A 20065-nucleotide genomic window follows, 5' to 3' on the forward strand; every position below is an offset into this window, starting at 1 on the left:
GGCCGCGCACCGCGCGACCGCCCTTCGTGGGAACTGCTGACTACTCCGGGACGTAGTCGAACGTGTCGGGGTCCGGACCCGTTCGGTGGCCCTTGTCGAGCGTCGTGATGTCCGTCATGTCCTCATCGGAGAGCTCGAAGTCGAAGATCTCGAAGTTCTCCTCGACGCGGGCGCGCGTGACCGACTTCGGGAACACGATGTCGCCGCGCTGGATGTGCCAGCGGAGCACGACCTGCGCCGGGCTCTTGCCCGTGGCGCCGGCGATGCGGGTGATGGTCTCGTCGTCGAGCACGAGACCCTGGGCGATCGGGGACCACGCCTCGGTCGCGATGCCGAGCTCGCTGTTCACGGCGCGGAGCTCGTCCTGGGCCAGGTACGGGTGCACCTCGATCTGGTTCACGGCCGGCGGCACGTCCGTCTCGGCGCGCAGGCGGCGCAGGTGGTGCGCCTGGAAGTTGCTGACGCCGATCGAGCGGGAGGTCCCGGCGGCGTAGAGCTCCTCGAGCGCCTTCCACGTCGGCACGAAGTCCGAGACGGTGGGCAGCGGCCAGTGGATGAGGAACAGGTCGGTGTAGCCGCCGAGCAGGTCGGCCGACTTCTTGCCGTTCTCGGCAGCTGCCGAAGGGTCGTGGAAGCCGTTGTTGAGCTTCGAGGTGACGAAGATCTCGTCACGCGGGATGCCGGACGACGCGATGGCCTCGCCGACCTCCTTCTCGTTGCCGTACATCTCGGCGGTGTCGATGTGGCGGTAGCCGACCTCGAGCGCCGTGAGCGTTGCTTCCTTGGTCGACGAGGGGTCGATCTGGAAGACGCCGAAGCCGAGCTGCGGGATGGTCTTGCCGTCGTTCAGGGTGATGTTCGGAACGGTCATGGTGTCATGCAACCAAACGACCCCCAGGAGCCATTCCGGCAACGTCCAGGATCGGCGACCCCCGGGCGTGCCGCTCGCGAAGAGCGGGTCCGCCGCTCAGGACAGCGCGGCGGCGATGTACGCCTGCAGGGCCTGGCCGTAGGCGATCGCGGGGACCTCGGACGCGAAGCTGCGGTCAGCACCGCCGATCGTCGCGGTGACCGTGTAGACGATCCGGCCGTTCACCGACACCCGGGTCAACCCGATGAACGACGGACCGAGGAGCTCGCGCAACTGGTCCTCACGCGGCAGCCAGAGCGACTCCGACGCGGTCACGGAGTCGAGCGCCCACTCGGTCGTCCCGTTGAAGCCGAGGATCGTGCCGGTGGGGGAGTCGTGTCGTTCGACGGTCATCTCGGACACGGTGTAGACGTCCTCGTCCACCTCGGGCTTGTCGATGACGAACCGGTCGCCCGTCTCGGGGTGCCAGCGCAGGCCGGCGTCGCGGAGGGTCCTGGCGAGTGCAACGGTGATCACCTCCCCACCCTGCACGCGCGAGACCGCGCTGTCACCACGAAGTCGAGCTGTCACCACGTAGGTTGCCGAAAGCATCCCGTACTAGCATCGCCGAGCACCCCCATGCGCGAGCCCTACCCGACCGCGCGCGTGACGTGACGACGCCCGGGCAACCGGTGCCGCGCCTCCAGGCCGACCAACCGGCCACGGGGCGGGCCACCGGCCGGCGTCCCGACCGAGGCGACGGACACCCCGTCCGCCGAAGAGAAGGACCCGCATGACCCTCGAACGCGAGGAACTCCGCGACGGCTGGACCGTGACCATGGCCGGAGGAACCGGCGCGCCGGACGGCGTCGCGGGACGCAGCATCCCGGCGACGGTGCCGGGGCAGGTGCACACCGACCTGGAGCGGGAGGGCCTGCTGCCGGACCCGACCTTCCACCTGAACGAGCAGGCCGCCAAGTGGGTCGGCCGGGCCGACTGGGCCTACCGCACCGCGGTCGACGTCGACCCGCGGGGCCACGAGCGCGTCGACCTGGTCTGCGACGGCCTGGACACCGTGTCCGAACTGAGCCTGGACGGCGTCGTCGTGGGCACGACCCGGAACATGCACCGGCGCTACCGCTTCGACGCGCGCGTGCAGACCGGGTCCGGCGCGACGACGAAGGACCTCGAGATCCTGTTCGAGTCGCCGTACCGCGAGGCCGGCCGGGTCGCCGCGAAGGCCGGCAACATGCCCGGCCCGTACGACGAGCCGTTCCCGTACATCCGCAAGATGGCGTCGAACTTCGGCTGGGACTGGGGACTCACCGCCGTCACGAGCGGTCCCTGGCGACCGGTCGCGATCGAGCGGTGGTCGACCGCGCGGCTGCGCGAGGTCCGACCGCTCGTCGACGTCGAGGCCGGCGAGGGCGTGCTCGACGCCCACATCACGGTCGAGCGCTCCGGATTGAACGACCTGGACCAGGACGGCGAGGACGACGACCTGGTGCTCGTCGTGACCGTGAGTGGTCTCAAGGAGGACGGCACGCCGACGCGGCAGCGGTCGCGGGCGCAGCTGACACCGAAGGACGATGAGACCGTCGTCACCGTGCGCGTGCCCGAGGCACTGCGCTGGTGGCCCCGCGGCTACGGCGCGCAGGCGCAGTACGACGTGGTCGTCGAGCTGCAGACGGTCGACGGTGAGGTCTTGGACCGCGACACGTTCCGCACCGGCTTCCGGTCGACCCGGATCGACACACAGGTCGACGACATGGGGCGGCCCTTCGGCATCCACGTCAACGGGACGCTGATCGACGTGCGGGGCGTGAACTGGATCCCGGACGACGTGATCATCTCGCGCGTCGACCGCGCACGGCTGCTCGACCGGCTCACGGCGGCGGCGTCGCTCGGCACGAACCTCGTGCGCGTGTGGGGCGGCGGCGTGTACGAGTCGCGCGACTTCTACGAGGTCTGCGACGAGCTCGGCCTGCTCGTCTGGCAGGACTTCCCGTTCGCGTGCTCGGCGTACCCCGAGGTCGAACCGATCCGCAGCGAGGTCATCGCCGAGGCCCGCGACAACGTCGCCCGCCTCGCCCGGCACCCCTCGCTGGTGTTGTGGAACGGCAACAACGAGAACATCTGGCTGCACGGCGTGGACGGCTGGGCGGACTCGCTCGGTGACCGCGGATGGGGCCTCGACTACTACCTCGACCTGCTGCCGACGATCGTCGACGCGGTCGACCCGTCGCGCTTCTACACCGTGGCGTCGCCGTGGTCGGGCGCCGAGTCGCTGCCCGCGAACGACGTCGACCACGAGACCCACCACTCGTGGGACGCCTGGAACCGCCTGCCCGACACCGCCTACCGCGGATCCGTGCCGCGGTTCGTGTCCGAGTTCGGCTGGCAGGCGCCGCCCGCGTGGCGGACGCTGCGGGACGGGGTCGCCGACGAGGTGCTGCGCGTGGACTCGCCCGGGGTCGTGCACCACCAGAAGGCTGCCGACGGGATGGGCAAGCTGGCCCGCGGCATCGAGCCCCGGTTCGGCACGGGCCCCTTCTCGTTCGATGCGTGGCACTACCTGACGCAGCTGCAGCAGGCCCGCGCCATCGCGACGGGCGTCGAGCACTGGCGCTCGCACTGGCCGCGCAACACGGGTGTGGTCATGTGGCAGCTCAACGACCTGTGGCCGGTGTCGTCGTGGTCGGCGATCGACTCGGCGGGACGGCTGAAGCCCCTCGCGCACGAGCTGCGCCGGTTGTACGACGACGTCCTGCTGACGATCCGTCCGGTGTCGCGGGTGGCGGTCGCGCCGTCTGCCGTCTCCGGGCCGGCTGCTTCGCCGGCTTCTCCGGCGTCCCCGGTCTCGGGGGCGGTGGCACCTGGCTCGCCGGTCGCGCCCGACTCGCCGGTCGCGTCCGGTGCGGATGGGACGGGAGGCCCGGATCACCCCGGCCACTCGGCCTCCGCCGGCGAGACGGCTGATCTGGGCGACCTGGCGGACACGCTCTCGCTCGGCGTCTCGCCCGGCTCGTTCGGGTCCTCGCCCGTCGAGGTCGCCGTCCGGTCCACGAGGGGCGGCCACGACAGCGTGGTGCGCGTGCGACGGGTCACCACGGCCGGCACGATCCTGGCCGAGGCGTCGTTGCCCGTCCGGTTGTCGTCCGCCGGGGTCGCCGTCGTCGCCCTGCCCGAGTCCGTCGGCGTGGTCGACGACCCCGCTGGCGAGCTCATCGTGGCGGACATGGACTGGCGTCGGGCGGTCTGGACACCAGGGCCCGACGTCGACGTGCGGTGGGAACCCGCGCGGTACCGTACGTCGTTCACGCCCGTCGACGGCGGGCTCGACCTGACCGTCGAGGCCGAGACGCTCGTCCGTGACCTGCTCGTGCAGCCCGACCGGGTGGCCGCGACCGGTGCAGTCGACCGTGGGTTCATGACCCTGCTGCCCGGGGAACGGGTGACCTTCCGGCTCACCGGTGTGACCGAGGCCGACATCCCGGCGCTCCGTGCTGAACCCGTCCTGTGGACCGTGGACCGCGCACTCGGCCGTTGATATGCAGAACGACACAGTGATATATTTGAGACTGCGCCGCTCGTTGTCATGACCCGATGACTCCGGCGTCCGGTCGGCCTCCTGTCGATCCGGTCGACAGGAGGCCCCCACCATGTCGCTCGCGATGCGCCCGACCACCGCGGCAGTGCCCGCACCCGTACCCGCACCCGCACCCCCTGCCGCAGTCCTTGCTCCTGCCGGTGCCCGACGCGGCTTCGCACCGATGGTCGCGCTCCTTGACGTCGGGGTGCTCCTCGTCGCGTTCGCGATCGCGCACGTCGTGCGGTTCCCGTGGGAGCTCGCCACGGTCCGCCCGCAGGCGGGCTGGATCGAGTTCGTCACGGCCCCCGCGATCGTGGTGCTGTGGATGGTCATGCTGTCGGCCTTCCGCACCCGAGACCCGCGGATCGCGGGCATCGGGAACGACGAGTACCGCCGCCTCGTCACCGCGACGCTCGTCACCGTCGCGGCCGTCGCCATCGTGGCCTACGCGGCGCAGCTCGACCTGGCCCGCGGGTACGTCGCCATCGCCTTCCCGCTCGGGCTCCTCTTCCTGCTGGCCGGCCGGTGGGTCGTCCGGACCGTCCTCGCACGCAGCCGGGCCCGGGGGGAACGTCTGCAGGACGTCCTGATCGTCGGCGACACCGAAGACGTCCGCTACGTCGGGCGACGGATCGCAGCGACGCCGAGCGCCGGGTACCGGGTCCGCGCGGTCGTGACCGACTGTGTGCCCGGCGGGACGACGATCGACCTCGGTTCTGCGTGCGCTCCCGTGGTCGGCGGGATCGACGACGTCCTCGCGCTGGCTCGGTCCGAAGGCGTCTCGGCGGTCGTGGTCGCCGGTGCCGTGCGCGGTGGGCACGAGCGCCTGCGCCGCCTGGGGTGGCAGCTCGAGGAGCACAGCGTCGAGCTCGTGGTGTCCTCACCCCTGTCCGACATCGCCGCGGGCCGCGTGCACGAACGGCCCGTCGACGGCCTGCCGCTGATGCACGTCGAGACGCCCGACTACCGGCGTCGTACCGGCAAGCGGGTGCTCGACGTGCTCGGTGCCGGCACGGGTCTGCTGCTGCTCGCACCCGTCCTCGCGGTGATCGCCGTCATCATCCGGCTCGGCGACCGCGGTCCGGTGTTCTTCCGGCAGACCCGCGTGGGCCGTGGGGGAGAGGAGTTCTCGATCCTGAAGTTCCGCACGATGTGCGTCGATGCCGAAGCGCGGATGGCAGCACTGCAGGCAGCGAACGAGGGTGCGGGCCCGCTCTTCAAGATGAAGGACGACCCCCGCGTCACGCGCGTCGGGGCGTTCCTGCGGAAGACGTCGCTCGACGAACTGCCGCAGCTGTGGAACGTGCTCACCGGTTCGATGAGCCTGGTCGGTCCTCGTCCCGCCCTGCCGCGCGAGGTCGCCCTGTACGAGGACTTCGCCGATCGACGGCTGCTGGTCACCCCGGGGATCACGGGCCTCTGGCAGGTCAGCGGACGGTCCGACCTGGACTGGGCCGACGGTGTCCGGCTCGACCTGCACTACGTCGAGAACTGGTCGTTCCTGCACGACCTGGTGATCCTCGCCCGGACAGTGCCATCGGTGCTGCGGTCGCGCGGCGCGTACTGAGGCACTCCACCGCGGAGGCACCCTCGCGCCTTCCCTGTGCGAACGGTGTCCGTTCCGGTCCCCGGCCTGGGCTTCGGGGATCGGGAGAGTTACGATGGGGAGAACACGGACTTCCGCCGCGTGGGTCGAAGAAGACCTGCGGACGGCGACCAGTTCCAGATCAAGGAGTCATGATGCTCGGAAACCTCGGCGGCGTACACCTGCTGATCATCCTCGGGATCGTCATCCTGCTGTTCGGCGCGACGAAGCTCCCGGCGCTCGCCAAGGGCCTCGGGCAGTCGATCAACATCTTCAAGAAGGAGATGACCGACGACGAGAAGAAGGCTCAGGCAGGCGACACCACGGTGCAGAACACCGCGGCCCCGACCAGCACCGTGCCGAACGCTCCCGCCGAGCCCGCTGCCGGTCCGATCCTGAACCCCGGCCCGAGCGCGCAGCCGAACACCGACTCCCGGCGCTAGAACACCAGCTCAGGACACCCAGCCCCGTCCTGTCGGCAGCCCCCGCGACCACTCCGGTCGCGGGGGCTTCGTCGTGCGGGGCGCGCAGCGGTCCGAGGGGGCGCAGGATGAGCACATGACCACTGCTGCACCCCGCGCGACCGCGCCGCTCCGGGACGACCGGCGCACCGTGCTCGTGGTGGCGATCCTGTCGTCGTTCGTCGTCGGGCTCGACTCGAGCGTGGTCAACGTGGCGCTCCCCGCGATCCGACAGGAGCTCGGCGGCGGACTCGTCGTGCAGCAGTGGACCGTCGACGCGTACCTGGTGACGCTCGGCTCGCTCATCCTCGTCGCCGGATCACTGTCGGACGTGTTCGGCCGGGTGCGCATCATCACGTGGGGGCTCGTCGTGTTCGGGATCGCCTCGGTCGCGTGTGCGATCGCCCCGACGGGGGAGTTCCTGATCGTCTCGCGGGCGTTCCAGGGTGTCGGCGGCGCCCTGGTGACCCCGAGCGCGCTCGCCCTCATCGTGGCGGCGTTCCGCGGGGCAGCGCAGTCGAAGGCGATCGGCACGTGGACCGCCTGGTCGAGCGCGTCGACGATCCTCGGACCCGTGGTCGGCGGGCTGGTGGTCGACAGCGTCGGCTGGCGGTGGATCTTCGTGCTGACCGCCGTCCCGATCGCGGTGACGATCCCGCTCGTGCTGCGGATCACCGGTGACGTGCACCCCGCGATCCGACCGCGCATCGACGTGGTCGGCGCCGTGCTGGCGGTCGTCGGGGTCGGTGGGGCGGTGCTCGGGCTCATCGAGCAGGAGCGGCTCGGGTGGGGCGCGCCCGTGGTGGTCACCGCGCTCGTGCTCGGTGCCCTGGCACTCGGGGCCTTCGTGCCGTGGGAACTCCACGTGATCCGGACGACCGGTTCGCCGCTGGTGCCGCTCGCGCTGTTCCGGGCCCGCAACTTCGCGGTGGGCAACCTCGCCACCCTGTCGATCTACGGCGCCCTGAGCATGGTCTTCTTCGTGGTCACCCTGTTCCTGCAGGAGGTCTGGGGGTTCCCGGCCTGGCTCGCCGGCCTGGCGACGCTGCCCCCGACGGTGGTCCTGCTGCTGGTGTCCTCGGCCGTGGGCGGGCTGGCGGGACGGTTCGGGCCGCGCTGGTTCATGGCCGCGGGCCCGGCGGTGGCAGCGGTCGGTGCGCTCCTGATGCTGCTGGTCGGTGCGCAGCCGGACGGGTACTGGATCGCGGTGTTCCCCGGGCTCGTGCTCATCGGGTTCGGGATCGCGCTCATGGTGACACCGCTGACCAGCGCCGTGCTCGGGTCGGTGCCGCAGTCCGAGGCCGGCGTCGGGTCGGCGGTGAACAACGCGATCGCGCGGATCGCCGGCCTGGTGATGGTGGCGCTCGCGGGCGTGGTCCTCGGCGGCGAGATGAGCGTCGCCGGCCTGCACCGGGCGGTCGTCGTGATGGCCGTCCTCCTGCTGGCCGGCGCGGTCGTCAGCGCCGTCGGGATCCGGAATCTTCCCGCGCCGACGTAAGTTGAGTGCAGTAGACTCAAGTACAACACCACCGCAACGAAAGGACGGAACGCATGGCGAACCTCCAGGGTGCTCCTGACTCGCAAGAGCGACAGAAGACCGCCCTCGAGCAGTACGGCGTCGACCTGACGGCGATCGCTCGCAGCGGGAAGCTCGACCCGGTCATCGGACGCGACTCCGAGATCCGACGCGTCAGCCAGGTGCTCACCCGCCGCACCAAGAACAACCCCGTGCTCATCGGCGAGCCCGGCGTCGGCAAGACCGCCGTCGTCGAGGGGCTCGCGCAGCGCATCGTCGCCGGTGACGTCGCCGACTCACTGAAGGACAAGCGGCTCGTCTCGCTCGACATCTCCTCGCTCATCGCCGGTGCGAAGTACCGCGGCGAGTTCGAGGAGCGCCTCAAGGCCGTGCTCAAGGAGATCAACGACTCCGACGGCCAGGTCATCACGTTCATCGACGAGCTGCACACGCTGATGGGCGCGGGTGGCGGCGAAGGGTCCGTCGCAGCGTCGAACATGCTCAAGCCGATGCTCGCGCGCGGCGAACTGCGGCTCATCGGGGCGACGACGCTCGACGAGTACCGCGAGTACATCGAGAAGGACGCCGCCCTCGAACGCCGCTTCCAGCAGGTCTACGTGGGAGAGCCCAGCGTCGAGGACGCCGTGGCCATCCTCCGTGGGCTCAAGGAGCGCTACGAGGCGCACCACAAGGTGACGATCAACGACTCCGCGCTCGTCGCGGCGGCCAGCCTGTCGAACCGGTACATCTCCGGCCGGCAGCTGCCCGACAAGGCGATCGACCTGATCGACGAGGCCGCCAGCCGGCTCCGCATGGAGATCGACTCCAGTCCGGTCGAGATCGACGAACTGAAGCGCAACGTCGACCGGCTGCGTGTCGAGGAGTTCGCGCTCAAGCAGGAGAAGGACGACGCCTCGAAGGCACGACTCGAGACCCTGCGGAACGAGCTGCGCACGCGCGAGGAACGACTGGGCGAGCTCGAGCAGCGCTGGCAGGCCGAGCGCGCGAGCCTGAACCGCATCGGTGAGCTGAAGCAGCAGCTCGACGACCTCAACATGCGCAGCCAGCGTGCCCAGCGCGAAGCCGACTACGCGACGGTGTCGCGCCTGGAGTACGCCGAGAAGCCCCGGATCGCAGCGGAGCTCGCGGCTGCCGAACAGGCCGAGTCCGCCGACCGCATGGTGAACGACAGCGTCACTGACGAGGACATCGCCGCCGTGATCGCGCAGTGGACGGGCATCCCGCTCGGCCGGCTGCTGCAGGGCGAGACCGAGAAGCTCCTGCACCTGGAGAACGAGCTCGGCCGCCGGATCATCGGACAGCGCACCGCCGTGAACACCGTGTCCGAGGCCGTCCGCCGCACCCGTGCCGGCATCTCCGACCCGGACCGTCCGACCGGATCGTTCCTGTTCCTCGGACCGACCGGCGTCGGCAAGACCGAGCTGGCCAAGGCGCTCGCGGAGTTCCTGTTCGACGACGAGAAGGCCCTCGTCCGCATCGACATGAGCGAGTACGGCGAGAAGCACTCGGTCTCTCGGCTGATCGGCGCCCCGCCCGGGTACGTCGGCTACGAGTCCGGCGGCCAGCTCACCGAGGCCGTCCGGCGTCGCCCGTACTCCGTGATCCTGCTCGACGAGATCGAGAAGGCGCACCCCGAGGTCTTCGACGTCCTGCTCCAGGTGCTCGACGACGGCCGACTGACGGACGGGCAGGGACGCACGGTCGACTTCCGGAACACGATCCTCGTGCTCACGTCGAACCTCGGCTCGCAGTTCATGACCGACCTGACGCTGACGGACGACCAGCGCGAGGACGCCGTGCGCGAGCTCGTGCAGCAGGCGTTCCGGCCGGAGTTCATCAACCGACTCGACGACATCGTGGTGTTCCAGGCCCTGACGGCCGACGACCTCGGCCAGATCGTGTCGCTCTACGTCGACCGGCTCGCCCGTCGCCTGACCGACCGCCGACTCGAGCTCGCGGTCACGCCCGAGGCGCGCGGGTGGCTCGCCGAGCGCGGGTACGACCCGCTCTACGGTGCGCGGCCGCTCCGCCGCCTCATGCAGCGGCAGATCGACGACAAGCTGGCGCGAGCGATCCTGTCCGGTGACGTCCGCGACGGCGACACCGTCCGGGTCGACGTCGCCGAGGACGGCGACGGTCTGACCGTCGAGCCGTTCCAGCTGGCGGAGGTCGTCGAGGAGTAGGTGCCGACCGGAACGCACCAGCCTGGAGGCGCGGTGCCGGTCCCTGAGACCGGCCCCGCGCCTCCAGGCCTACGTTCCAGGGCATGCCTGAAATCCGCGCGTTCCGTCGCCTCACCGACTCCGTCGAGCACGCGAGCGTGCTCGACAAGGCCGTCGACATCGACCGTTCCGTCGTGAACGCCCTCGCCCGGCCGAAGGCCCTGCGACAGGTGCTGCACGGCGTGCCGTTCGGGCACCCGCTGCACCCGCTCATGGTGCAGGTGCCGCTCGGGGCGTGGATCTCCGCCGCCGTGCTCGACGTGTTCGGCGGGAAGGGCAACGCGAAGGCCGCGAAGACCCTCGTCGGCGTCGGCCTCGTGTCGTCCGGCAGCGCGAGCGTCGCCGGGTACGTGGACTGGTCCGAACTCGACCGGGAGCAGCTGCGCACGGGATGGGTGCACCAGGCCGTGAACTGGGTCGGCATCTCGCTGTACGGCCTGTCGTGGTGGCAGCGCAAGAACGGCAACCACGGCGCCGGCAAGTTGCTCGGTTTCGCCGCGCTCGGCGTCGTGGGGGTGGGCGGGTACCTCGGCGGACACCTGGCGTACCGCCAGCGTGCCGGCGTCAGCGACCACGGAGAGGTGCCGTTCGACACGTCGCGCTGAGGGTCGCGGCTGGCACGCGCGTTACGGCGACGAAACAGTCGACCTCACAGGCTGGGGGCATGGAGCACCTCACCACCGACAGCCTGCCGCTCACCGCTGTTCCCGGCGCCCCGACGGGCGGGTTCCGGATCCGCATCGACGAGCAGACCGGGGTCGTCCACCTCGACCCAGCGGACACCGAGGTATATCGCATGTAATGTCCGGATGCGTGTACTCGTGGTGGATGACGAAGCAGCCCTCGCCGACCTCGTCGCGAAGGGCCTGTCGCGGCAGGACATGGCCGTCGACGTCGCCTACCGCGGCGACCGCGCCGACGAACTGCTGGCGGTGAACGACTACGACGTCGTGGTGCTCGACCGTGACGTCCCGGGGGTGCACGGCGACGAGGTCGCCCGTCGGCTGGCGTCGCGCGGCAGCCTGACCCGCATCCTCATGCTCACCGCGGCGACGACCCTGACGGACCGCGTGCACGGCCTCGAGCTCGGTGCCGACGACTACCTGGCCAAGCCGTTCGAGTACCCCGAGCTCGTCGCCCGCGTCCGGGCGCTCGGCCGCCGCAGCGTCGCCCCGGTCGCGCCCGTGCTCGAACGCGCCGGGATCGTCCTCGACACGAACCGCCGGATGGCCACCCGTGACGGCCGACCGCTCGCCCTGACCTCGAAGGAACTCGGGGTGCTCGAGGCGCTCCTGCGAGCCGACGGTCGCATCGTCTCCGCCGAGGAACTGCTCGAGAAGGTCTGGGACATGAACATCGACCCGTTCACCGCTGCCGTACGGGTGACGATGTCGAAGCTCCGCAAGAAGCTCGGCCGCCCCGATCCGATCCGGACGGTCCCGGGCGAGGGCTACGCGCTGTGAGACGGCTCCGGCGGACCTGGAGCATCCGGGCGCGCACCGCCCTGGTGTTCGCGCTCGCGTCGATGGCACTGACCGCTGCGGTGCTCGTGTTCGTCAACGTGACGTCGATCAGCTCGATCTCGACACGGATGCCGGGGTCGGACACCGCGACCGGACCGGCGCTGCCGGCGCCGGTGTCCCCGGAGAGTCGGAGCGAGCCGGATCCGTCGTCCACCGCGCAGGCGCAGAGCACGATGCTCGTCGCCGTCGTGGCGACGCAGCAGTGGCAGTGGTCGGCGGTCGGCATCGCGGGCGCCGGTGTGCTCGCCGGCGGTGTCGGGTGGTTCGTCAGCCGGCGCATGCTCCGGCCGATCGACCGGATCACCGCGACGACGCAGCGGATCTCGGCGTCGAACCTGCACGAACGCATCGGGTTGGGCGGCCCCGACGACGAACTCCGACGCCTGTCCCGGACCGTCGACGACCTGCTCGGCCGCCTGGAGACCGCGTTCGAGAGCCAGCGACGCTTCGTGGCCCACGCCTCGCACGAGCTCCGGACCCCGCTGGCCGTCCAACGTGCGGCGATGCAGATCGGGCTGCCCGACGACGCCGACCCCGACGACGTCCGCCGCACCCGCGACGAGCTGCTCGAGCAGAACCGCCGGACGGAGCGACTGGTGGAGTCGTTGCTCCTGCTCGCCGAGGCCGACCGCGGCCTGGCGGGCGCGACCGAGCCCGTCGACCTGGACGGCACGGTCGACGACGTGGTGAGCGGGGTGGGGGACGCCGTCCACGAGGCGGGCGTGACCCTGTCCCGTGCGCGCCGCCACGGGCCTCCCGTCGGGGTGCGCGGCGAGCCGACGCTCGTCCGCCAGCTCCTCGTCAACCTGGTCGGGAACGCCGTCGAGTACAACGTGCCCGGTGGCTTCGTGCGCGTGACCACCGACGTGGGCGGGTTCACCGTCGAGAACTCCGGGCCGGTGGTCCCCGGCAGCGTCGCGCCGGATCTGGTCGAACCGTTCCGACGGTGCCCGGACAGCGCCGCCGCGCACCGGCACAGCGGCCTCGGGCTGTCGATCGTCGCAGCCGTCGCGCAGGCGCACGGGTGGCGGCTCTCGATCGCGGCGCGCGACGGCGGTGGGCTGCGGGTGCGGGTCGACGTTTCGTCGACGTAACCGTCGGCGTACCCGGCGCGAAACACCGCGCTTGGTGTCCTGGTGGCACGAACACGGAGCGGACCACCGGTCCCGCTCCGTCCACGGCACGAAGGAGACCACCATGACGATCACCACCACCTCGATCCGCCGCTCGCGCGCGTTCGTCGCCGTCGCCGCAGCGGCCCTGCTGCTGCCCGCACTGCTCACCGCGTGCTCGGGGACGCCGAAGGAGGACGCCACGACGGCGGCCGGTGGCAAGGACAAGGCGGTCTCGCTGGCCGCGTGCATGCGCGAGAAGGGCTACGACATGCCCGATCCCGCCGGAGCCGACACGACGAGCTCGGTCGGCGTCCCCGAGGGCGTGGACCCCGACCAGTGGCAGACCGACCTGGCTGCCTGCGCGACGGACTCCGGCACGGCGGGCGACGCCGCCGAGCCGGCCGAGTCGATCCCGGGCGGTGCCGAAGCCGCGCGGAAGGCGGCGAAGTGCATCCGCGAGCACGGGTTCGCGGACTACCCCGACGACGACCAGGCGGCGTACGAGCCGTCGGATCCCGACGCGTTCGCCGAGGTGGCGCAGGAGTGCGAGCGCACGGCGTTCGACGGGCTGGGCGCCGAGGCCGGCAAGTGACCCGGTCCCGACCACGGCGGACGGTGATCGTCGGCGTCGTCCTCGTGGCCGTCATCGCCGCGGGCATCGGCACCTGGGCGATCGTGGACGTGACGTCCGGTGCGATCAGTGCATCCGCCGCCGACGCACCGACGAAGGCCCGGACGACCGTCACCGTCGAGCGCGGCGACCTGACCGACTCGAAGGTGTTCGCGGGCACCCTCGGCTACGGGGCGGCGACCGGCGTGCCCGGGGCCGCGAAGGGGACGCTGACCTGGCTGCCGAAGCCCGGACAGGTCCTGCGCCGAGACGACTTCGTGTACGCGGTCGACGAGCGCGGGGTCCGGGCGATGCACGGCACGGTGCCGCTCTGGCGGTCGCTCGAGCGCGGACTGGAGGGCACCGACGTGCAGCAGCTCAACGACAACCTGGCGGCCCTCGGGTACGACGTCGCCCAGGACGACACCTTCGGACCGAGGACCCAGCGCGGAGTCGAGCAGTGGCAGCGGGACCGCGGACACCGGGTGACCGGGGTGCTGACGGCCGACGACGTCGTGTTCGTCGACGGGGACGCCCGGGTGGCGGCCGTCGACGGGCAGCTCGGGCAACCCGCGGCCGGGGAGGGCGGCGACGTCCTGCACGTGACGAGCACGAAGCGGATCGTGGTCGCCACGGTGTCGCAGGCCGACGCCGAACGGCTGGCGGTCGGGACCGAGGTCGCGGTGCGGGTGAACGGCGCCGGCGCCCCGATGGCGGGTGAGGTCACCGACGTCGCACCGGACACGAGCGATGAGGGCAGCACGAAGGTCGACGTGTCCGTCGCGTTCGAATCGGGCGACCGGAAGCTCCCCGCCGCCGCCTCGGCACAGGTCGACGCGAAGGGCACGACCGAGCGGGGTGTGCTGTCGGTGCCGGTGGCCGCGCTGGTCGCCGGCGCCGGCGGGCAGTACGCCGTCGAGGTGGTCCGGAAGGACGGCACGACGAAACGCGTGCCCGTCACGCCCGGCTTCACCGCGGCCGGCCGGGTCGCCGTCACGGGCAACGTGGCCGAGGGCGACCGTGTGGTGGTGCCCGGATGAGCGCGCAGCCCACCGACGGCCGGGTGCTCGCGCTCCGGGACGTCGTGAAGGCCTACGGCGACGTCGGTGCCCTCCGCGGGGTCTCGCTCGACATCGGAGCGGGCGAACTCGTCGCGATCGTCGGGCCGTCGGGTTCCGGCAAGTCGACGATGCTCAACGTCATCGGCACCCTGGACCGCCCCACGTCCGGCACCGTGACGATCGCCGGCAACGACGTGGACACCATGACCGACGACGAACTGTCCCTGCTCCGGGCCGACCACATCGGGTTCGTGTTCCAGCACTTCCACCTGCAGGACGGGGCGACCGCCACCGAGAACGTCGCGGACGGCCTGCTCTACGCGGGGACGAGCCGACGGGAGCGACACCGACGCGCGGTCGACGCCCTCCGTCGTGTCGGGCTGGGGCATCGTCTGGACCACCGGCCGAACCAGCTGTCGGGCGGCGAGAAGCAACGGGTGGCGATCGCCCGGGCACTGGTCGGGGAGCCGACGATCCTGCTCGCCGACGAGCCGACCGGTGCCCTCGACACGGCGTCCGGGGCGGCGGTCCTCGCGCTGCTGCGTGAACTCAACGCCGGCGGGACGACGGTGGTCGTCATCACCCACGACCTCGAGCTCGCCGCGTCGCTGCCCCGCCGGGTGCGGATGCGGGACGGCCAGGTGCAGCACGACTCCGGGACGGACGGCGGCACCGTCCCCGCCGCCGCGCTCGCCTCCGCGATCCGGGGCGCTGCGTGAACGCCCGGCGGCGCCTCCGGTCCGCGGTCACCCCGGGCGAGCTGCTGCGGCTCGGGCTCTTCGGGCTCCGGACCCGGCCGACGCGCGTGGTCCTGTCGGCGCTCGGCATCGCGATCGGCATCGCCGCGATGATCGCCGTCGTCGGGATCTCGTCGTCGAGCAAGGCGGAGCTCGACCGGGTGCTCGACGCCCTCGGCACCAACGTCCTGACGGTCACGCAGGCCCAGGGGTTCGGCGACGTGCCGCCGTTGCCGTCCACCGCACTCGAGTCGGCACTCCGCCAGGACGACGTGCAGTCGGCTGCCGCGGTCGGCACCGTGCTCGACGCGGCCGTCTACCGCAACGAGTTCATCCCGCCGCCCGAGACGAAGGGCATCGGCGTGATGGCGGCCTGGGGCGACGTGCCGCGCGTGCTCGGCGGCGAGCTCGGGTCCGGGCGCTGGATCGATGACTCGGTCGTGGCTCCGCCGCAGGTGGTGCTCGGTGCGGCCGCCGCAGCGGCACTCGGCATCGACCGGGTCCGTGCCGACAGCCGCGTCTGGATCGGCGGGCAGTGGGTGCAGGTGGTCGGGATCCTGGAGCCGATCGCGCTCGCGGACGACCTGGACAGCCAGGTGTTCGTCCCCCGCGGCCTCGCCCGGCAGCTCGGTTTCGACGGAGCGCCGACCGCCGTCTACACCCGGGTGGACCCGTCGCGAGTCGCACCGGCTCGCGACGTCCTGGCGAACGCGATCAGTCCGGGGTCCCCGCAGGACGTCGGCGTGACCCGGCCGTCCGACGCGCTCGCCGCGAAGGACGCGACCGACGACTCGTTCACCGGGCTGCTGGTCGGCATCGGCGGTGTGGCGCTGCTCGTCGGCGGCATCGGCGTCGCGAACACGATGGTGATCACCGTGCTGGAACGTCGTGCCGAGGTCGGGGTGCGGAGAGCCCTCGGAGCGCGGCGGCGGAACATCCGCGACCAGTTCCTGGTCGAGTCGCTGCTGCTGTCGTTCCTGGGCGGGGTGGCCGGTGTGGTGATCGGGGTCGGGGTGACGGTCGCCTTCGCCCTGGCGCAGGGGTGGCCGGTGGCGATCCCGCTGTGGGCCGTCGGCGGTGGGCTCGGCGCGACCGTCGTGATCGGCGGTGTGTCCGGGTGGTACCCGGCAGCGCGCGCAGCGCGCATCCCACCGACGTCCGCCCTGGCGGCCGTCTGAGGCCGTGGTGGTGATCCGGGAGGCCCGGTGCCGGTCTGCGGGACCGGCACCGGGCCTCCCGGTCGTTCCGTCCACCCCGTCGACGCGTGGCGCAGATCATGCCTGGTCATGACCAGTCGCGTCAAGCGTTGGCGACGATCTGTTCGCCATCCGTGATCCCCCGGAAACATGCGGATCGAACCCGCTCACAGGGACCGATCCAACGGTTGACAAGGGCTCTCGGAAGGTCTTCTATTGCGAATACGCAACGACCTTTCATAAAGGCCGGACCAAGGGAGTCAACGTGACACGCACGCGTTTCGCCGCACTCGGTGCGCTCGGCCTGGCGGCCGCGCTCGCCCTCACCGGGTGCTCCGCCGGAAGCAACGGAGCTTCCGACGGCGGCACGAAGGCCATCGGCACACCCGATGGCAAGGGCAAGACCATCACCGTCTGGATGATGAACGGCGACCTGAGCGACAAGGTCCTCGACGCAGCTCAGAAGCAGTTCACGAAGGACACCGGGGCGAAGGTGAAGATCCAGACCCAGCAGTGGGACGGGATCACCACGAAGCTCACCACGGCGCTCGCCCAGGAAGACGCCCCGGACGTGGTCGACCTCGGCAACACCCAGGTACCGGTCTACGCAGCGGCCGGCGGTCTCATGGACCTGACGCCGTACCGCGACGAGCTCAAGGACGGCCAGACCTGGCTCACCGGGCTCGAGGGGCCGGCCACGGTGGACGACAAGCTCTACGGTGCTCCGCTGTTCGCCGGCAACCGGGCCGTCGTCTACAACAAGAAGGTCTGGAAGGACGCCGGCGTCACCGACGTGCCGACCACCTACGACGAGCTCACCGCCGACCTGGACAAGGTCAAGGCCGCCAACACGGCGAGCGACTTCTCCGCCTTCTACATGCCCGGCCAGTACTGGTACGGCGGGCTGCAGTGGGTGTGGGACGCCGGCGGCGAGATCGCCTCCGACAAGGACGGCAAGTGGACCGGGAAGCTCGACTCGGCCGATGCGGTTAAGGGCCTGACGGCGTGGAAGACGTTCCAGAACGACTACTCCGCGAAGTCGACGCAGGACATCAACACCGACAAGCCCTCGCAGAGCGACGTCTTCGCGCAGGGCAACACCTCGGCGTTCCTCGGCTCGGCGTGGGAGATCGGTTCGATCACCACGGCGAAGCCGGCGCTCGCCGACCAGATCGGTACGTTCCCGATGCCCTCGCAGACCGACGGCAAGACGCAGCCGGTGTTCCTCGGTGGCTCCGACCTCGGGATCCCGACGAAGGCCGCCAACCAGGACCTCGCGCTGTACTACCTGAAGATCCTGACCTCGAAGGAGTTCCAGCAGGACCAGGTGTTCGGTGTGGACGGCTGGGAGCCGAACTCGACCGAGCTGCTCGACGCCGTGGCCGACGACGTCGACACCCTGCACAAGCCGTACTTCGCGGCAGCGGGCACGAGCCGTCCGACCCCGGCGACGCCGGGCTGGGCGACCATCGAGGGCGACGCGTCGTTCCAGTCGATGTTCGCGGACATCGCCACCGGGCGGAAGTCGCCGGAGCAGGCCGCCGAGGGCTTCTCGAAGCACCTCACGACCGCGCTGAACGCGCAGCAGTAGTCGATGACCTCCACTGCAGAGCAGGCGACCGGTTCGGAGCAGTCCGGGCCGGTCGCCGGCGGCGGGGGGACCGGGGGCGCGGGCACCGGGGGCATCGGTGGTGCCGGGTCGGGGCGGCCGCTTCGTCCCGGCCGCGGGGCGCGTCGTCGGTCGGCGGTGGCGTCGCGCGCACCGCTCGTCCTGCTGGCGCCCGCGGCGATCCTGCTGCTCGCGCTCGTCGTCTACCCGCTCGTCCGGCTCGTCGTCATCTCGTTCCAGGACTACGGGCTCCGGGCGATCTTCACCGGGGAAGCCGGGTTCGCGGGCGTCTCGAACTACACGAACGTCCTGACCGACGCGTCGTTCTGGCCGGTCATCCTGCGCACCGTCCTGGTCACCGGGGCGATGGTGCTCGGCACGATCGTCATCGGGATGGGCGTCGCGCAGCTGCTCACCCGGTTGGGCGTCGCGATGCGCACCGTGGTCAGCGTGGTGCTGGTACTGGCCTGGGCGATGCCGAACGTCGCCTCGAGCCTGGTGTGGCAGTGGCTGTTCCAGCCCTTCTACGGGGTGCTCAACTGGCTCATCACGCAGCTGCGGGTGTTCGGCGATCACACGCAGGACAACTGGGCGTCGCACCCCGGGCAGGCGTACACGATCGTGCTCACGCTCGTGATCTGGCAGGCCGTGCCGTTCGTCGCCCTGACGCTCTACGCCGCACAGTCGCAGATCGCTCCGGAGTACTACGAGGCCGGGGCGCTCGACGGTGCCTCGACGTGGACGATGTACCGGGCGATCACGCTGCCGGCCCTCGCCCCGACACTGCTCCTGGTGTCGATCCTGTCGGTGATCTGGGACTTCAACGTCTTCAACCAGATCTGGTTGCTCACGAGGGGCGGTCCGGAAGAGGCCACCCTGACGCTCGGCATCTGGACGTTCGTGAAGTCGTTCGTCTCCAACGCGTACGGCCAGGGCGCCGCGATCGCCGTCATCTCGACCGTGATCCTCGGCGCGCTCACCAGCTACTACATCCGCCGGCTCGTCCGCAGCGGGGAGGAGGACCTGTGACCGTCTCGAACGCAGCACCTGGCGCGGGTGTCGCACCAGTTGCTGGTTCCGCGCCCGTGCGTTCGCGGAAGCGGAAGCCGCGCGTGGTGGCGAACACCATCGCGGTGGTGTTCTGCCTGGTGTGGGTGTTCCCGATCTACTGGATGGTGAACACCGCCTTCAAGCCGGCGGACGAGGTCACCACCATGACCCCGATCTGGGCACCGCTGCACCCCACGCTCGACAACTTCACGCGCGCGCTCACCCAAGAGGGCTTCCTGGTCTACCTGCGGAACTCGACCATCGTCGTGGTGGCCGCCGTGCTGCTGTCGATCGTGGTCGGGTTCCTGGCATCGGCGGCGCTGTCGCGGTTCCGGTTCCGCGGGCGGCGGGCGATCCTGGTCGGCATCCTGTTCGTGCAGATGATCCCGTCGGGCGCGCTGCTCATCCCGCTGTTCCTGTCGTTCCAGACCCTCGGTCTGCTCAACAGCTACGTCGGGCTGATCCTGGCGTACGTCGCGAGCGTGCTGCCGTTCTCGATCTGGGTGATGCGCGGGTTCTTCGTCGCGGTGCCCGTCGAGATCGAGGAGGCCGCGAAGGTCGACGGGGCCGGCACCTTCCGGATCCTGTGGAGTGTGCTGTTCCCGCTCGTGATGCCCGGGGTCATCGCCACGAGCGTGTTCGCGTTCATCGCGGCGTGGAACGACTACCTGATCGCGTACGTGATGCTCAAGGACCAGGGGATGTACACGCTGCCGGTCTGGCTCGCGGGCTTCTCGACGAACAAGGGCACGGACTTCGGTGGGTTGATGGCGGCGAGCGTGCTGTTCTCGATCCCCGTGGTCGTCTTCTTCCTCATCGTGCAGCGCCGGCTCGTCAGCGGTATGACCGCGGGAGCCGTCAAAGGCTGACACGCTCGACCGAACACCCCGTCGCACACACGCGGCGGGGTGTTCGTG

18 protein-coding genes are annotated in these 20065 nt (G+C 70.8%); 16 read left to right on the plus strand and 2 right to left on the minus strand.

Annotated elements, in window-relative coordinates; translation table 11 throughout:
- Positions 1-40: 40 nt before the first annotated feature.
- Entirely contained in the window at positions 41-871 is an 831-nt protein-coding gene (locus EDF40_RS01315) for an aldo/keto reductase (protein ID WP_123340037.1), read from the minus strand.
- 96 nt (positions 872-967) lie between these two features.
- Entirely contained in the window at positions 968-1387 is a 420-nt protein-coding gene (locus EDF40_RS01320) for a pilus assembly protein CpaE (RefSeq protein ID WP_123293838.1), read from the minus strand.
- Between the two features lie 256 nt (positions 1388-1643).
- On the opposite strand from EDF40_RS01320, the gene EDF40_RS01325 reads away from it, so the two are divergent.
- From EDF40_RS01325 to EDF40_RS01395, 16 genes are all read left to right on the plus strand, one after another.
- Entirely contained in the window at positions 1644-4400 is a 2757-nt protein-coding gene (locus EDF40_RS01325) for a glycoside hydrolase family 2 protein (protein WP_123340038.1), read from the plus strand.
- Between the two features lie 112 nt (positions 4401-4512).
- Positions 4513-6009: a sugar transferase gene (locus tag EDF40_RS01330; protein ID WP_123340039.1), complete on the plus strand. Its 1497-nt coding sequence runs from the start codon at positions 4513-4515 to the stop codon at positions 6007-6009.
- Positions 6010-6182: 173 nt separating this feature from the next.
- Complete coding sequence (gene tatA / locus EDF40_RS01335; protein WP_123293839.1) at positions 6183-6470, plus strand: twin-arginine translocase TatA/TatE family subunit; 288 nt, start codon at positions 6183-6185, stop codon at positions 6468-6470.
- Positions 6471-6585: 115 nt separating this feature from the next.
- Positions 6586-7986: an MFS transporter gene (locus EDF40_RS01340; protein WP_123340040.1), complete on the plus strand. Its 1401-nt coding sequence runs from the start codon at positions 6586-6588 to the stop codon at positions 7984-7986.
- A gap of 53 nt (positions 7987-8039) precedes the next feature.
- Positions 8040-10208: an ATP-dependent Clp protease ATP-binding subunit gene (locus EDF40_RS01345; RefSeq protein ID WP_123340041.1), complete on the plus strand. Its 2169-nt coding sequence runs from the start codon at positions 8040-8042 to the stop codon at positions 10206-10208.
- 83 nt (positions 10209-10291) lie between these two features.
- Positions 10292-10852: a DUF2231 domain-containing protein gene (locus EDF40_RS01350; protein ID WP_123340042.1), complete on the plus strand. Its 561-nt coding sequence runs from the start codon at positions 10292-10294 to the stop codon at positions 10850-10852.
- 59 nt (positions 10853-10911) lie between these two features.
- A complete protein-coding gene (locus EDF40_RS19080; protein ID WP_185002640.1) occupies positions 10912-11049 on the plus strand; it encodes a hypothetical protein in 138 nt (45 codons plus the stop codon).
- A 7-nt stretch (positions 11050-11056) separates the two neighbouring features.
- On the plus strand, positions 11057-11710 hold the full coding sequence (locus EDF40_RS01355) for a response regulator transcription factor (protein WP_123340043.1): 654 nt from the start codon (positions 11057-11059) through the stop codon (positions 11708-11710).
- Positions 11707-12864: a HAMP domain-containing sensor histidine kinase gene (locus EDF40_RS01360; protein ID WP_123340044.1), complete on the plus strand. Its 1158-nt coding sequence runs from the start codon at positions 11707-11709 to the stop codon at positions 12862-12864. Before EDF40_RS01355 ends, EDF40_RS01360 begins: the two co-directional genes overlap by 4 nt.
- A 103-nt stretch (positions 12865-12967) precedes the next feature.
- Positions 12968-13477 (plus strand): hypothetical protein, encoded by a 510-nt coding sequence (locus tag EDF40_RS01365; protein WP_148053844.1) that lies wholly within the window; start codon positions 12968-12970, stop codon positions 13475-13477.
- Complete coding sequence (locus EDF40_RS01370) at positions 13474-14535, plus strand: peptidoglycan-binding protein (protein ID WP_148053845.1); 1062 nt, start codon at positions 13474-13476, stop codon at positions 14533-14535. The genes EDF40_RS01365 and EDF40_RS01370 overlap by 4 nt, the downstream gene beginning before the upstream one ends.
- Positions 14532-15275: an ABC transporter ATP-binding protein gene (locus EDF40_RS01375; protein WP_123340047.1), complete on the plus strand. Its 744-nt coding sequence runs from the start codon at positions 14532-14534 to the stop codon at positions 15273-15275. The genes EDF40_RS01370 and EDF40_RS01375 overlap by 4 nt, the downstream gene beginning before the upstream one ends.
- Positions 15272-16471 carry an ABC transporter permease gene (locus EDF40_RS01380; RefSeq protein ID WP_123340048.1) on the plus strand — a complete coding sequence of 400 codons (1200 nt, stop codon included), beginning with the start codon at positions 15272-15274 and terminating at the stop codon, positions 16469-16471. Before EDF40_RS01375 ends, EDF40_RS01380 begins: the two co-directional genes overlap by 4 nt.
- A gap of 283 nt (positions 16472-16754) precedes the next feature.
- On the plus strand, positions 16755-18080 hold the full coding sequence (locus tag EDF40_RS01385; RefSeq protein WP_123340049.1) for a sugar ABC transporter substrate-binding protein: 1326 nt from the start codon (positions 16755-16757) through the stop codon (positions 18078-18080).
- 3 nt (positions 18081-18083) lie between these two features.
- Complete coding sequence (locus tag EDF40_RS01390) at positions 18084-19127, plus strand: carbohydrate ABC transporter permease (RefSeq protein ID WP_123340050.1); 1044 nt, start codon at positions 18084-18086, stop codon at positions 19125-19127.
- Between the two features lie 86 nt (positions 19128-19213).
- Positions 19214-20017, plus strand: coding sequence for a carbohydrate ABC transporter permease (locus EDF40_RS01395; protein ID WP_248704970.1), 804 nt, complete (start codon positions 19214-19216; stop codon positions 20015-20017).
- Positions 20018-20065 lie beyond the last annotated feature (48 nt).

This window comes from Curtobacterium sp. PhB170 (assembly GCF_003752345.1).
In the GTDB taxonomy this organism is placed as follows: domain Bacteria; phylum Actinomycetota; class Actinomycetes; order Actinomycetales; family Microbacteriaceae; genus Curtobacterium.

Coding starts and splice junctions, on each gene's coding strand:
- EDF40_RS01315 (WP_123340037.1), bottom strand. CDS start 871: ATGACCGTTCCGAACATCACCCTGAACGACGGCAAGACCATCCCGCAG.
- EDF40_RS01325 (WP_123340038.1), top strand. CDS start 1,644: ATGACCCTCGAACGCGAGGAACTCCGCGACGGCTGGACCGTGACCATG.
- EDF40_RS01330 (WP_123340039.1), top strand. CDS start 4,513: ATGTCGCTCGCGATGCGCCCGACCACCGCGGCAGTGCCCGCACCCGTA.
- tatA (WP_123293839.1), top strand. CDS start 6,183: ATGCTCGGAAACCTCGGCGGCGTACACCTGCTGATCATCCTCGGGATC.
- EDF40_RS01340 (WP_123340040.1), top strand. CDS start 6,586: ATGACCACTGCTGCACCCCGCGCGACCGCGCCGCTCCGGGACGACCGG.
- EDF40_RS01345 (WP_123340041.1), top strand. CDS start 8,040: ATGGCGAACCTCCAGGGTGCTCCTGACTCGCAAGAGCGACAGAAGACC.
- EDF40_RS01350 (WP_123340042.1), top strand. CDS start 10,292: ATGCCTGAAATCCGCGCGTTCCGTCGCCTCACCGACTCCGTCGAGCAC.
- EDF40_RS19080 (WP_185002640.1), top strand. CDS start 10,912: ATGGAGCACCTCACCACCGACAGCCTGCCGCTCACCGCTGTTCCCGGC.
- EDF40_RS01355 (WP_123340043.1), top strand. CDS start 11,057: ATGCGTGTACTCGTGGTGGATGACGAAGCAGCCCTCGCCGACCTCGTC.
- EDF40_RS01365 (WP_148053844.1), top strand. CDS start 12,968: ATGACGATCACCACCACCTCGATCCGCCGCTCGCGCGCGTTCGTCGCC.
- EDF40_RS01375 (WP_123340047.1), top strand. CDS start 14,532: ATGAGCGCGCAGCCCACCGACGGCCGGGTGCTCGCGCTCCGGGACGTC.
- EDF40_RS01390 (WP_123340050.1), top strand. CDS start 18,084: ATGACCTCCACTGCAGAGCAGGCGACCGGTTCGGAGCAGTCCGGGCCG.